The following is a 14,563-nucleotide window of genomic DNA, read 5'->3' on the forward strand; positions in this document are numbered from 1 at the left end:
AAATAGTATCTAACTTTTTGGGGTATTTTCAATGATATAAATTACGATTAAAATGAGTTTCAAAAAAATGCTCCTAACTTCAGTAAGAGCAAGTTTAATAAACTATAATAAAAGTTGAATCTCTATTTACCTTTTATAGAAGCTTCTAGATTTCTTTCTATTTTATGTTCAGGTCTTGACCATTTTGGTTTTTCACCTAACGATTGAAATTGAGAATCCTCAGCTTCAACTGTTTTAGGTTGCATCAATTTTATAAAAGGTTTTTGAGGTTGTAATCCTAATGTTTCAAACATTTTCATGTCTTCATTAACATCTGGATTTGGAGTTGTTAGTAGTTTGTCACCTGCAAATATTGAATTGGCACCAGCAAAGAAACACATTGCTTGTCCTTCTCGACTCATCTCAGTTCTACCTGCTGATAGTCTTACTTGAGTTTCGGGCATAACAATTCTCGTGGTTGCAACCATTCTAATCATTTCCCATATTTCAACAGGTTTTTCATTTTCCATTGGAGTTCCTTCAACAGCAACAAGAGCATTTATAGGCACTGATTCTGGTTGTGGGTTCAATGTTGAAAGCGCAACAAGCATTCCTGCTCTGTCTTCAATACTTTCGCCCATACCAATAATTCCACCACTACAAACAGTAACATTAGTTTTTCTAACATTGTCAATAGTTTGTAATCTATCCTCAAATCCACGAGTGGAAATAACTTCTTTATAATAATCTTCAGACGTGTCTAAATTGTGATTATAAGCATATAAACCTGCTTCGGCTAAACGTTGTGCTTGGTTTTCTGTAAGCATACCTAAGGTACAACAAACTTCCATATCAAGTTTATTTATGGTACGAACCATTTCAAGAACTTGGTCAAATTCTGGTCCATCCTTTACATTTCGCCAAGCTGCACCCATACAAACTCTTGATGAACCGCTAGATTTTGCTCTTAATGCTTGTGCTTTTACTTGACTAACAGACATTAAATCATTTCCTTCAATATCAGTATGATATCTTGCGGCTTGTGGACAATAGCCACAATCTTCTGGACATCCACCAGTTTTTATTGATAAAAGTGTTGAAACTTGAACCGTATTTGGGTCATGATTTTCTCTATGGATTGTTGCTGCTTCATACATTAAATCCATTAATGGTTTGTTGTATATTGCTATAATTTCTTCTTTAGTCCAATTGTGTTTAGTGATGCTCATTTTTGAAATAATATGTTGCATCAAAAGTAGTTAATTTGTTTTAACAAAAAAAGAAATTATAAATGGTAAATCATTTGAAATTTAACTCTCCACGTTATCAATGAATACATTTTTTGTTTTCCAATATTGTGTGTTTACAAAACTAACAATTAATACAGACGTAATTCCTTCTATAAACAAACCAAAACTATATTGAGCAATTGAAGGATTTCCGCCAAAAAGGAATGCCTCAGAAAGGTTTTTTATGTAGGCAGCATCTTTAAAATTCAAATAAATTACTAATCCTAGTATCGAAAGTGATATCGCTATAATTCCTGTTAAGCCACTTGAAAATAAATTTTTTAAATAACTTTTTTTTCCTTCCGATAAATTTGATTTGATAATTTTATTCAAACCATAGATGATTATAAAAATATTTAAAATTCTTAAATAATATAAATCAGAAAACCCTAAACCTTCCATTAGTAGAAAGTATAAACCAATAGCTATAAACAATAAAAAGCCAAACTTAAGTTCTTTTGATATTTTCATAATTTTCATATTTTATTAAAAAAGTTCAAATCAAATTTACGCATAATATGTGTAAATGTTATTTTTTTAACAAAATATACATGAATGTTTAGCTTTAAAAATTCTGTTTCTTGTAGAATTTTAATGTGGTTTGCTTATCAATTTCAATTTGTTTTTTTAGTGATTCCAAAGAATCAAATTTCTGTTCATCACGAATAAAATCTAAAATTTCAATTGTTATTTTTTGATCATATAGGTTTGAATCAAAATCAATAAAAAAAACTTCGATTGTTTGATTCAATCCATTTACTGTTGGACGTGTTCCAATATTCATCATGCCATAAAAATTGTTTCCCGAAATCAAACTTTTTACAATGTAAACTCCATTTTTTGGAATTAGTTTATATTCTTCATCGATGTTGATATTGGCTGTAGGAAAGCCTATTGTTCTACCAAGTTGTTTTCCTTTAACTACCGTTCCTGAAAAAGAATAATTATATCCTAAGTAATTGTTAGCTAAAGTTATATTACCATCTAAAATTGCAGTTCTTATTTTAGTTGAACTCACTGAAATTTCGTCAATTTGTTGTGCTGAAATTTGCTCAACTTCAAAACCATATTGTTTGCCAAAAATGATTAAATCATCAATAGTAGCCGTTCTGTTTCTTCCAAAACGATGGTCATATCCAATTATTATTTTTTGAATATTAAATTTTTCAACTAATATAGTTTTTACGAAATCCTCAGCAGTAAGTCTTGAAAACTCTTTATCGAATGGGTGAATGATTAAATTATCAATCCCAATGTTTTCTAAAAGTTTAGATTTTTCAGTAATCGTATTTAATAGTTTGACCTCATTATTTTCTTGTAAAATCATTCTTGGATGTGGAAAAAATGTCAAAACAAGACTTTCACTTTCACTGTTTTTTGCATCATAAACTAGTTTTTGCAAAATGTGATTATGTCCTATATGCACACCATCAAAAGTCCCAATGGTTACAATTGATTTCTTCGATGTTTTATAAGAATTGATGGAGTTGAAAGTTTTCAAGCAATTATTTTTGGCAAATTTAAGAGATTTTATAAAACAAATAAGGATTGGAAACTATATTATCCAATCCTTATTAATTTTTTTTTATTCAGAATTACTCTTTAATAAAACGCAAAGTTTTATTAGTGTTTTCTGTTGAAACATTTACAAAATAGGTTCCAATACTTAAATTAGAAGTATTAATTGTTAAGTCACTTTCAGAAGAAATTTGAACTTCTGTAATTTTTTGTCCTAACGCATTGTATATTGAATAAGCTTTTGGGAATTCAGAATTTGTAATGCCAATATTTACAAAATCCTTAGATGGGTTTGGATATAAATAAATGTTTGAAACTGTATCAAAAACTTCATTTGAAAGATAGTTGATGCTAAATGCTTTACTTTCTGTAGCTCCAAATTGTCCGCCTTCTCCAACTGTAATAGTATTGTCAGGCGATTTTATTGTATAATATCCATTTCCGTTTCCACAACAAATTCCGTTTGATCCTGCGTCATTAATAGTAAAAACGTAACAAGCTCCAGCAGGAACAGTCCATGTTTGAGAAATAACAATTGAACCATTTCCATAAGGTCCACCACTGTACAGTGTTGTTCCAGAATTATTTTTTAAATTCCAAGTTGTTTCTGATGCAACGTTATCTCTTTTTAATTTGAATAAAACAGTTGTAAAACTTGTGTAGTTTACAGGACCATTTGTTGCGGTAAAACTCCCTGAAGCAGTATTATTTGTACTTCTTTGATCTAAAACACCATTTGCATTTACAACTGATACAGTAATTGTACCACTTGTAGTACTTGAAACTGGCATGTCAAATGTTGAAAATTTATTAGGCTCTATGGTTCCACTCCAATTGTAAGTATAAACAGTTCCTCCGTTTACACTATAGTTTAATGTTGCCGAAGTTAAATTTGAAGTTCCTCTATTAAAAAGTGAAATTTTTTGATAGGACTGACTCGCACCACAAACAGGAGATACAGGTGCGCTACAAACTGCTTCTACTTTCACTTCAGCATCATTAGCAAATAATGGAATTGGAGTTCCTTTTGTAGAAGTTTTTAATGATAATCTTCTTGGAGCATTATTCATAATAACTACCATTCTGTCTTTTTGATTTTGAGTATAAATATTCATACATCCATCATTGGTGTAGTCCATATAATTTTGAACCATTTCTAAACCTGTATTAGTACAATTTGTAACAGATGGACAACCTCCATTTGAGGTATGATGCACAGGAGTATCTGCGCAAAAGTCATCACCACAAGACGAATCACCCCAAATGTGTCTTAAACCAACCCAATGACCAACTTCATGTGTCATTGTTCTTCCTTCGTTGTAAGGTGCGTTTAATAAAAACGTACCATCATTATAAGCAACTCCACCAAAAGTTGCATAATTTGCAACAACACCATCAGTAGAAGCACTTCCTCCAGAAGCATTTAAACCAGGAAGTCCTGAAGCATCTGGAAATTGTGCATATCCTAGTAATGTTTGGTCAGTAAAGTTTACAGACCACATATTCAAATATTGTGTTGGATCCCAAATGGTATTAGGTTTTACTGTTGAATTAATATCAGCAGTTGACCAAGAAGATTGACACATATTAACTCGGTTAATTCCATTTGTAGGATTTCCATTTGGATCAACTTTTGCTAATACGAATTGAATTTCTGTGTCAGCACCAACAGGATTTGTATTGAAACCTGGTGTTCCCGAAAGTCTTCTAAAATCGTTGTTCATTACAGTAATCTGAGATTGAACTTGGGAATCTGTAATGTTAGGAGCAACACCAACAGATTGACCAGAATGGATAACATGAACTACAACAGGAATAGTTATAATTTCAGTCGTTGAAGCAGTACTTCTTCTAGTTTTATAACTTTCAATTAATGGATTTATCCACGCTTCAAATTGTTCATCTGTTAATCTATTTGAATCATTTTCTTGAAGATATTTTTCATACTCTACAGAAGCACATCTTACGTAGTCGTTTGTAGTGGTAACCTCTTGTTTTTTTCCAAAAAGCACCATTTGTTTAGTACTTTTTTCTTGAGCAAAACCTATTGTAGTAGCTAAAAATAAAATAGCCAAAAAAGACTTTGATGAAAGTAAATAGTTTTTCATAAGTTAATTTTTTTTGTAAAAATATGAAAATTCCAATAAATTGTTAGTCTAAAAGTTAAAAAAAAAATATTATATTCGTCAAATGAAATTTTAAACTTGATAGTTATGAAAAAGTACTTCTTAATTTTAGTTGTTACTGTTTTAAACTCCTTTGGGCAAAACTTACCAAATGGAATAGAAACAAATTTAAGCCCAAACGGTGTTTTAGAAAATGTATTTGACCATTATGGTAACAAATATAAACTTACTGATATTGTTGTTGGTAAAGAGATTAAAGATGAAAATGGTCAAATTTTAAGATCCACTAATCCATTACCAATGACATGTGGATATTTTAATTTGTATTTTGAAGATGGTTGCGGAATGGAAAACACTTCTATTGCATCTCATATGGCCAGAAGAGCTGTTGTTTGTCAAGTTTTTACAGATTTATCTAACTTTATTAATACTCCATTAACTACAAATGGTTTAAATAATAAGGTTAATATATGGGTAAGAAATATTAATAATATTGTTCCGCCCGAATCATCATCAGATGTTTTAGGATTAGCTAGTTCCTTCTATAGTATGCCTTATAATACAACAGCGGGTTTTGGCGGAATTGTAGACAATGAAATATGGAAAACAATTCATACTGGTGTTGATTCGTATACAAATGTTGTTTCTCCATTAGTTAGTTCAGCTATAAGTTCTGGAACATCGGGTATTTTTTATCATGGAATGATGGCTTTTAATTTTAATGCCACAACACCACCAATAAATTGGAATACAAATTTATCTATTACATCTTTTCCTGATCTTTATGATTTATATTCAGTGGTTTTACATGAAGTTACTCATTCTTTAGGATTTGCAAGTTTAATAAGTTCAACTGGAACCTCTAAATTTAATTCTGGATACAATTATTATAATAGATATGATAGGTTTTTAAAGAATAATGCCAATACTCAATTTTTATTAACTAGTTCAGGTTGTGGAACAGGCACAGCAGGAAGTATGTATAATTATGGATTTAATCCTGCTTTAAACACAAGTATTTTACAACCAAATCCCACAAGTTGTTCTAATTCAATAAGATTTGTCGGGTTAACTAATGTTCAAGTATACACACCAACGGCTTTTTCTCCTCCAAGTAGCTTAAGCCATTTTGAAGGAACATGTGTTTTGCCAAATCCAAATTTTACCTTAACATATAGTATGGATACAAACGTAATTAGAAGATTTTTAAAACCGCAAGAAAGAAATGCTTTAGGAAATATAGGCTACAGTTTGAAAACATCATATGGAGTAAGCACAACTTATCAAGGGACAGCAATATACACTGGTGGTGTTTTGACTGGAGTTTCAGTTGCAGGTGTAAATGACGGACTTAATTCAAATGGGACATTCAAATATATTGGTACAGCTGGAACACCTATTGTGATTAATAGTTCTACTGATACTTCAAAAAGAATTTTGAGTAATGACACGAGTACCTCAACTAATTTTGAATGTTTGCAAGATGTTTTTGATACCACTGCTACTTTTACTGCAACATCAGGCGTTGGTTCCACAACAAATGTATCTTTTACAAGTTCAGTTCCTGGTTTGCATCTTTTACGATATGTTCCACGAAATAGTACAGGAACACAGAAAGGAAACATAACTTATATTTACGTTTATGTAGATGCTATTAATAATTGTGTTTCAATGAATGCTTGTGATTATATAGGTAATGGAAATTTTGAGAGTTATTCTAGTTTACCATCAGAATTATCTCAAGTAAATTTGTCATGTGGATGGTTTAATGCTCATTTTGGATCAGCAGATTACATGCATTCAAGCGCTACTTCAAGTATGGTTGATGTACCTTGCAATTATTTTGGATTTGAAAATGATAATATTTTAAGCAATGGTGCATATGTAGGAATGTTATTTAGTGTAAACGGCCCATTTAATAATCATTATTATGAAAGTATAAGAACAAAGTTGAAGACACCTCTTTCATCAAATTCTAGTTATCAACTAAGCTTTGATGTTTCTTTAGCAGAAGGAGTGAGTATGTTATCGAATAAATTTCAAGCTTATTTAAGTAAAACTATCATTGCTACAGCAGGTGCTGGAGAAATTCCGATTTCAAATCCTAATATGTTGAAAACAAATTCAACATTTTCAACATGTTCCAATGGTTGGGAAAAAATAGTTTTGACATTTAATACTGATTCCATTGGAGGTGAAGAATATCTATATTTAGGAGGATTAAATGGTGTTGAGGAAATGGTTAAATCTGCAGCCACATCGATAGATGGCTGTTTGTATTATAATTTTAATGGTACTAATAACTCTTATTATTATGTAGACAATGTTTCACTAATACCATTAAACGGAGGATCTTTTACTCTTCCATCAACATTATGTCAACAACAAATCTTGTCAAATTTAAATACTTATCTGGATGGTTTACCAACAAATGGTGTTTTTTCTGGAACAGGTGTTGTGTACAGTGGAGGTGTTTACTCATTAAATAGCACTAGTATGCCTTTTGGGGTTAATACCATTTCCTATACTTATACAAATAGTTCTGGTTGTTCAGTTACAATTTATAGTAATATTACAATAGAAGATTGTGGATGTAATTGTTTGTCAACAATGTATTTTACTTACACAAATGTTGGAAATACAGTTACTTTTAATGTTTTAAATACTAACCCAAATTGTACACTAAGTAGCATGTCGCCACTAAGGTTGTATTGGGAGTTTGGTGATGGTACGTCAGTTTTTAACGGCGGTACTACTTTTACCCACACTTATCCTACAGCAGGAAGTTATTTAGTTAAGTTGTCGCCAAGAATAATGGGTCCAGCTGATGAAGTTATTTGTTCTAGAACAGGAAGAGATGTTATATCTAATACAGTTGTAACAAGCTCAGGAAGATCTTCAGTCGACTTAATTAATCAAAATACATCAGATAACGTGTCAATTTATCCTAATCCAACAACTTCAAAATTTAATATAAATATTGAAAATAATATTGATAAAAAGGTATTAGTTGTTGTTAGAACAATAGAAGGCAAGGAAATATTTAAAGAGACCTACAATTTGAAAAAAGGTAATCAAACTATTGAAGTTGAATTATCGCCTTCTGTTAGTGATGGTTTGGTTTTGGTAGAAGTGAGCTCTAGTAATATTAAAGTTTCAAAAAACTTATTAATTAAAAATTAAGTAATTTTAGTATTTATCTAATGATTAAGGAAACACTTTTTAAATATTTAAAAAGTGTTTCTTGTTTTAGTGTCTTTAATTACTTTAAGTTTTTAAATGGCAAATAGTTAAATATTTTAAATAATCAATAAATATTATTATATTTGAAATCTTAAATTATTAATAAACTAAAATGAAAAAACTATTACTTACTTTAATTGTTGGCTTTTTCTTTGCCTTGCAAGGGAATGGTCAATCACTTTGGAACAAAACATCGGAAGATAGACTTCTAAGTTTTGAAAAAATGGATAGGGCTTCTAAACCAACGGAGTCACTAATTTATTCTCTTGATTTTAATTTGTTTAAAGAGCAACTTTCAAGTGCTCCATCGAGAGATGTTACAGCTGATTCTTCATTAATTATTTCTTTTCCTTTATCTAATGGACAAATGAATAGATTTAAAATTTATGAAACTTCTTTGTTGCATCCTGAATTAGCAGCAAAATTTCCAGATATTAAGACCTATGTTGGGAAAAGTGTTGATGATAATATTTCTGTAGTGCATTTTAGTACAACTATCTTCGGTTTACATGCTATGATTTTTACTCCTAATGATGGCACTGTTTTGATAGATACATTTACAAAAAATTTAAATAATTATATTGTATACAACAAGAGTAAATTAGTAAAAACTGTTGATCATACAAGACAATGTTTAGTTGACGATTCAGCTTCAGATAGTCATGATTTAAATGGAAGAAGTGCTTCATCTTTGTTAGCTTCAGATGGTTTGTTTAGAACTTATAGACTTGCAATGGCTTGTACTATAGAATATGCTGCATATCATATTACAGCTGCAGCACTTCCAGTAACAGCAACAACGGCTCAAAAGAAAGCCGCTGTTCAAGCAGCAATGGCTGTTACAATGACAAGAGTTGGTGGTGTATATGAAAAAGACATGTCATTAAGATTTCAATTTGTTGCTAATAATGATGCAGTAATTTTCATAACCACGGATAGTTTCTCAAATACTAATGCAAGTGCATTGATTGGGGAAAGTCAAACGGTCATCGATGCAAATATTGGTTCAGCAAATTATGATATTGGACACACAGTTAGTACTGGTGGTGGTGGTTTAGCACAAAGACCATCAGTTTGTGTTACTGGAAAAGCAAGAGGTATTACGGGTTCGCCAGCTCCAGTTGGAGATGCTTATGATATTGATTTTGTTGCTCATGAAGTAGGACACCAATTCGGGGCAAATCACACATTTGCTGGTGATACAGGAAATTGTACAGGAAATAGAAGTAATACAACTGCTGTTGAACCAGGAAGTGGTACAACAATTATGGCATATGCAGGAATTTGTTCTCCACAAGATGTACAGTCAAATAGTAATGATTACTTCCATGCAGTAAGTATTGCAGAAATGGTTGCACACATAACTGGATCAGGTAATTGTGTAACTGGTGTGGCAAATGGAAATTCAGCTCCTGTGGTTGCCGCTTTATCTAATTTTACCATTCCTTTTGGTACAGCTTTTAAATTAACTGCACCTACAGCAACTGATGCAAATGGTGATGCATTGACATATTGTTGGGAACAAAATAATGGAACTTTTAATACAAATTCAACTCCTCTTCCTTCAGCAACGGCAACAAATAGTACCAATTTTAGATCTTTAAGTCCAGTTACATCATTAGTTAGATATTTTCCTAAATTTTCTGATGTATTAAACGGAAATTTAGCACCTACGTGGGAAATTGTTCCAACTGTTGCAAGAACAATGAATTTTGCTTTGACAGTAAGGGATAATAGAACTCCAAATGGAGGACAAACAGCTAGAAGAGATAATGTGGTTACATTTGCTAATGTTGGACCATTCACAATTACAAGTCCAAGTGTAGCAGATGTTTCATGGCCATTAGGTTCAACACAAACAATTACTTGGAATGTTGCTGGAACAACAGCTAACGGTATTAATACAGCTAATGTAAATATTTTGATCTCTACAGATGGAGGAGCAAACTTTACAACATTATTAGCCAATACACCTAATGATGGAACACAAGCAATAGTTGTTCCTTCTCCAGCATCTCCTAATTGTAGAATTTTAATTGAAGCTGTTGGAAATATTTTCTATGCAGTTTCTAAAAATATTGCAATAGGTTATACAGTTTCTACAGCATGTAATACATATTCAAATAATACTGCGTTAGCGGTGCCAGATGGAACAGGTTCAAATATACCTGGAGCTGTTGTTAGTAAAACTATAGTTATACCTGCTCCAGCATCTGTAATTTCTGATGTGAATGTAACATTAGGATTTACACACGCTTACATTGAAGATTTAGTTATTGCAATGAATCATCCTGATGGAACACAAGTTGGTTTATGGAACAGAAATTGTGATAATGCACCAGGAACATTACAATATGTTTTTGATGATGCTGCTGCTGCAACAGTTCCTACAACAGGTTGTACAGCGACTTCTGGAACATGGAAACCAGTTAGTTTATTATCAAACTTGAATGGTAAAAATAATAATGGAACATGGACTTTATTAGCTGCGGACTATTTTAACGGTGATATAGGAACCATAAATAACTGGTCAATTGAAGTATGTGCTCAAACAGCGACATTAGTTATGGAAGATTTTGGATTAGATAATTTTGTTGTTTATCCAAATCCAAATAATGGTGAATTCACCGTACAGTTTAACTCAAATTCTACAAATGAAATTTTTATTAATGTTCATGATATGAGAGGAAGAGAAATTTTCAACAAAAACTATCAAAATTCTGGATTGTTTGCTGAAAACTTAAAACTTGATAACGTTCAAGCTGGTGTTTATTTAGTTACAGTTCAAGACGGAAATAGAAAAGAAGTTAAGAAGATAGTTGTTGAGTAATCATCAATGTTAACATAAAAGTAAAAGCCCAACATTTGTTGGGCTTTTTATATTTAAAATAGTTTTATTTTGAAATAGTATAGTTGAATGAATTTATAACTTGTGGAACTTCTGTTATTTTAAAATTCAAATCAAGTATTATATTTTCTTTTTGGTTTTCAAGGAATAACTTACCTGACTGAACTTTATAATATCCTGTTTGTCCTCGACAAAAACAAATTCTTCCAAATATCATTTTAGTTTTTTGTAAGTCTCTATCAGAAAGAGATAATTGCTTTTCATTGTTATTGATTTCAAAAATAATTTCTTCTTTATAACTTGCATCTTGAAGACCTTCTTCAACATTTCTGTTATATCTATATAACACAACTGACGTATTCATATTATCAGTTAAGTTATAATAGTTTGATCCAAATTCATCCGATTTTACCTCTAAACTTTTATTTTTTATGACTTCAATTGTACATTTTCCATCAGATGGACAGGTCGAATTTGTCACAATTTCATCTTTTTTAATTTCAGAAGTTTTATCTGAAACTTTTTTTTGACAGTTACATGCGGTTATTAAAGTCAAAATCGGAATTATTAATAATTTTCTCATCTTGATAATTTTTATTTAGTTAAAGATAAGCAAAAAGTTTACCATTTATTTTCCGTTGAACAAATTCATCGTATTGTTTAAACCTGCTAAAGCAAATGAATTGATGATTTGTGCGCCAAGTTCAAGTCGTTCTGGTAATTTTGTTTTTTCATCATCGTTCCATTCTCCAAGAACATAATCTACTTGTCTTCCTTTTTTAAATTCATCACTGATGCCAAATCTAAACCTTGGATATTCTGTTGAATTTAGTAGTAATTGTATGTTTTTTAAACCATTATGACCACCATCACTTCCTTTTGATTTTATTCTAATTGCTCCAAAAGAGAGATTTAAATCATCAGTAATGACTAAAATATTTTCTTTTTCAATGTTTTCTTTTTCCATCCAATATTTTACCGCCTTTCCACTTAAATTCATGTAAGTATTTGGTTTTAGTAAAATTAGAGTTCGACCTTTAGTTTTAAACTCAGCCACATCACCAAGTTTTGCTGTTTGAAATGAAATAGCTTCTTTTCTGGCAAAATAATCTAGTATTTTGAATCCAATATTGTGTCGTGTGTTTACATATTCGGCACCAATATTACCTAGACCAACGATTAGGAATTTCTTCATTGGGGTTTCTTCTTGTTTGTTGTTTTGTTTAAAAATTCTTGAAAACCAATTCATGTGGTAAAAATAGTATAATTGTTTTGAAAATGGAATTTTATGTAAATAGAATACTGTTTAACCCTGATGGCAATGGAAATTAAAAATGGTGATTGAGGCTGTCGAAATCACCATTTTTTATTGTAATGTACAGCAGGAAAAGGGTTTATATGAATTCCTACTGATTCGTTTCAAATAAAAAAAGCACCAGTAAATGAATACTGATGCTTTGATATAAAGGTTTTGGAAAAATTATTTTTTCTTTCCTTTTGCAGCTGTTTTTTCTGCTTTTGCAGCTTCTTGAGCAGCTTTCATAGCAGCACGTGAAATCTTCACTTGACAAACTACAGTATTGTCTGGGTGCATTAATTTGAAATTGTTTGTAGGTAATTTAGTTACATACAATTTGTTACCCATTTGTAATTCAGAAATGTTAGCTTCAACGAAATCAGGAAGATTTTTTGGTAAAGCTTTCACTTTTAATCTTCTTTGATTTAAATTTAAAACACCACCTAAAAGTACACCTGGAGAAGTTCCTGTGATTTTTACAGGTACTTCCATGATAATTTCTTTATCTTCTGATAATTGGAAAAAATCGATGTGTAAAATAGCATCACTTACTGGGTGAAACTGGATGTCTTGTAAAATTGCATCAAATTTTTTACCTCCTAAATCAATGGCAACTGTATGCGCATTAGGAGTGTAAACCAAACTTTTGAAAGCTTTCGCTTCTGCTTGAAAATGTACTGGTTGACTTCCTCCGTAAATTACGCAAGGAACCATTCCAGCATCACGTACGGCTTTAGTTGCCTTTTTGCCTACGTTTTCTCTTTCTGATCCTTTAATCGAAATTGATTTCATTGTAAAAATATATAGTTAATAAATAATAAATTACATTAAAAATTTTCCACTGATGGAATTGTTGTGTTGCACCATGTGCATTACTTCTGCAAAAAGAGGTGCACAACTCACCACTTTTATTTTGTTTGATTCTTTCTTTAACGGAATAGAATCAGTAACTATTAATTCTAATAATTTAGAATTCTCAATCTTTTCGTATGCGTCACCTGAAAGAATGGCGTGTGTACAAATTGCTCTTACACTTAATGCGCCCTTTTCAATCATTAAATCAGCTGCTTTAGCTAATGTTCCTCCTGTATCAATCATGTCATCAACAAGAATGATATTTCTTCCTTTTACATCTCCAATTAATTCCATAGAACCAATTACATTAGCTGCTTTTCTTTGCTTATAACAAATAACTACGTCTGATTCTAAAAATTTAGAATAAGCATAAGCTCTTTTTGAACCGCCCATATCTGGTGATGCGATCGTTAAATTTTCTAAATTCAAACTTTCTACATAAGGCAAGAAAATGGTTGAAGCAAATAAATGGTCAACTGGTTTTTCAAAGAAACCTTGAATCTGATCGGCGTGTAAATCCATGGTCATGATTCTAGTTGCACCAGCAGTTTCTAGTAATTTTGCTACTAGTTTTGCTCCAATTGGAACTCTTGGCTTATCTTTTCTATCTTGTCTTGCGTATCCAAAATAAGGAATTACAGGTGTTATATGTCTTGCTGAAGCTCTTTTTGCAGCATCAATCATTAATAATAACTCCATCAAATTGTCTGCTGTTGGAAATGTAGAGCAAACAATAAAGACGCGTAATCCTCTTATAGATTCTTCAAACGAAGGTTGAAATTCTCCATCACTAAATTTTGAGAACGTTACTTTGCCTAGCGGAATTCCATAGTTTTTAGCTATTTCTTCTGCTAAATGAACACTTTGTGAACAGGCAAATATTTTTGCTTCTGGTTCTAAATGTGACATTATATTTTTGTTGTTTTAATTCGAACTATTTTAATTCTAATTTGTTCTCAATTTTATAAGAGCAGAATAAATTTAAATGCCTCGAATGTAGTTAGTTAGTTGTGTGTCGTTTTAACGAGGTGCAAATTTAGAAATAAAATCCGAGTGTGAAAGGATATTTTTAACTATTTTCTTTAAAATATGAATTAAATTTTTTTACATTTGCAACGTGTTAAAACAAATTGATTTTTTATCAATTTTAATGCGATGAAATGACTGTTGTTATTTCTGTCTCCAAGAGCAAAAATGGTAAATATTTATTTCCCTTTTGAAGCTTAGTCTGGATGGCAAAATATTTAATTAATTTTTTCTAAAAATTAGTATTTATTAATCCATCTAAAATCTGCCCGGATGGCGGAATTGGTAGACGCGCTGGTCTCAAACACCTGTGGGAAACCGTGCCGGTTCGACTCCGGCTCCGGGTACGTAAAAAGCTTCTGATTTTTCAGGAGCTTTTTTT

The 14,563-nt window shown here is 31.3% G+C and carries 10 protein-coding genes and 1 tRNA gene; 3 read left to right on the forward strand and 8 right to left on the reverse strand.

The annotated features are described in order from the left end of the window. Positions 1–122: 122 nt before the first annotated feature. The 4 genes from bioB to Q0049_RS07605 all read right to left on the reverse strand — a co-directional run bounded on the left by bioB (position 123) and on the right by Q0049_RS07605 (position 4,894). Complete coding sequence (gene bioB / locus Q0049_RS07590; protein WP_298118235.1) at positions 123–1,208, reverse strand: biotin synthase BioB; 1,086 nt, start codon at positions 1,206–1,208, stop codon at positions 123–125. An 81-nt stretch (positions 1,209–1,289) separates the two neighbouring features. Beyond that, the gene (locus tag Q0049_RS07595) at positions 1,290–1,739 is read right to left on the reverse strand and encodes a hypothetical protein (RefSeq protein ID WP_298118237.1); all 450 of its coding nucleotides are present in this window, start codon (positions 1,737–1,739) and stop codon (positions 1,290–1,292) included. A 94-nt stretch (positions 1,740–1,833) separates the two neighbouring features. Beyond that, positions 1,834–2,769 (reverse strand): bifunctional riboflavin kinase/FAD synthetase, encoded by a 936-nt coding sequence (locus tag Q0049_RS07600; RefSeq protein WP_298118239.1) that lies wholly within the window; start codon positions 2,767–2,769, stop codon positions 1,834–1,836. A gap of 94 nt (positions 2,770–2,863) precedes the next feature. Beyond that, positions 2,864–4,894: a M43 family zinc metalloprotease gene (locus Q0049_RS07605; protein ID WP_298118241.1), complete on the reverse strand. Its 2,031-nt coding sequence runs from the start codon at positions 4,892–4,894 to the stop codon at positions 2,864–2,866. 105 nt (positions 4,895–4,999) lie between these two features. On the opposite strand from Q0049_RS07605, the gene Q0049_RS07610 reads away from it, so the two are divergent. After that, positions 5,000–8,095 carry a T9SS type A sorting domain-containing protein gene (locus tag Q0049_RS07610; protein WP_298118244.1) on the forward strand — a complete coding sequence of 1,032 codons (3,096 nt, stop codon included), beginning with the start codon at positions 5,000–5,002 and terminating at the stop codon, positions 8,093–8,095. Between the two features lie 172 nt (positions 8,096–8,267). Continuing rightward, positions 8,268–10,985, forward strand: coding sequence for a reprolysin-like metallopeptidase (locus tag Q0049_RS07615; RefSeq protein ID WP_298118247.1), 2,718 nt, complete (start codon positions 8,268–8,270; stop codon positions 10,983–10,985). A gap of 64 nt (positions 10,986–11,049) precedes the next feature. On the opposite strand, the gene Q0049_RS07620 is transcribed toward Q0049_RS07615, so the two are convergent. The 4 genes from Q0049_RS07620 to Q0049_RS07635 all read right to left on the reverse strand — a co-directional run bounded on the left by Q0049_RS07620 (position 11,050) and on the right by Q0049_RS07635 (position 14,064). Then, positions 11,050–11,586: a hypothetical protein gene (locus Q0049_RS07620; protein WP_298118249.1), complete on the reverse strand. Its 537-nt coding sequence runs from the start codon at positions 11,584–11,586 to the stop codon at positions 11,050–11,052. Between the two features lie 45 nt (positions 11,587–11,631). Then, positions 11,632–12,198 carry an aminoacyl-tRNA hydrolase gene (gene pth / locus Q0049_RS07625; RefSeq protein WP_298118251.1) on the reverse strand — a complete coding sequence of 189 codons (567 nt, stop codon included), beginning with the start codon at positions 12,196–12,198 and terminating at the stop codon, positions 11,632–11,634. 285 nt (positions 12,199–12,483) lie between these two features. Further along, complete coding sequence (locus tag Q0049_RS07630) at positions 12,484–13,092, reverse strand: 50S ribosomal protein L25/general stress protein Ctc (RefSeq protein WP_298118253.1); 609 nt, start codon at positions 13,090–13,092, stop codon at positions 12,484–12,486. A 30-nt stretch (positions 13,093–13,122) separates the two neighbouring features. Continuing rightward, positions 13,123–14,064, reverse strand: coding sequence for a ribose-phosphate pyrophosphokinase (locus Q0049_RS07635; protein ID WP_298118255.1), 942 nt, complete (start codon positions 14,062–14,064; stop codon positions 13,123–13,125). 384 nt (positions 14,065–14,448) lie between these two features. On the opposite strand from Q0049_RS07635, the gene Q0049_RS07640 reads away from it, so the two are divergent. Next, a tRNA-Leu gene (locus tag Q0049_RS07640) sits at positions 14,449–14,528 on the forward strand. The last annotated feature ends 35 nt before the right edge of the window (positions 14,529–14,563 follow it).

It is taken from the genome of Flavobacterium sp., from assembly GCF_027484205.1.
Lineage (GTDB): Bacteria > Bacteroidota > Bacteroidia > Flavobacteriales > Flavobacteriaceae > Flavobacterium.

Coding starts and splice junctions, on each gene's coding strand:
- pth (WP_298118251.1), bottom strand. CDS start 12,198: ATGAAGAAATTCCTAATCGTTGGTCTAGGTAATATTGGTGCCGAATAT.
- Q0049_RS07605 (WP_298118241.1), bottom strand. CDS start 4,894: ATGAAAAACTATTTACTTTCATCAAAGTCTTTTTTGGCTATTTTATTT.
- Q0049_RS07630 (WP_298118253.1), bottom strand. CDS start 13,092: ATGAAATCAATTTCGATTAAAGGATCAGAAAGAGAAAACGTAGGCAAA.
- bioB (WP_298118235.1), bottom strand. CDS start 1,208: ATGAGCATCACTAAACACAATTGGACTAAAGAAGAAATTATAGCAATA.
- Q0049_RS07595 (WP_298118237.1), bottom strand. CDS start 1,739: ATGAAAATATCAAAAGAACTTAAGTTTGGCTTTTTATTGTTTATAGCT.
- Q0049_RS07615 (WP_298118247.1), top strand. CDS start 8,268: ATGAAAAAACTATTACTTACTTTAATTGTTGGCTTTTTCTTTGCCTTG.
- Q0049_RS07610 (WP_298118244.1), top strand. CDS start 5,000: ATGAAAAAGTACTTCTTAATTTTAGTTGTTACTGTTTTAAACTCCTTT.
- Q0049_RS07620 (WP_298118249.1), bottom strand. CDS start 11,586: ATGAGAAAATTATTAATAATTCCGATTTTGACTTTAATAACCGCATGT.
- Q0049_RS07635 (WP_298118255.1), bottom strand. CDS start 14,064: ATGTCACATTTAGAACCAGAAGCAAAAATATTTGCCTGTTCACAAAGT.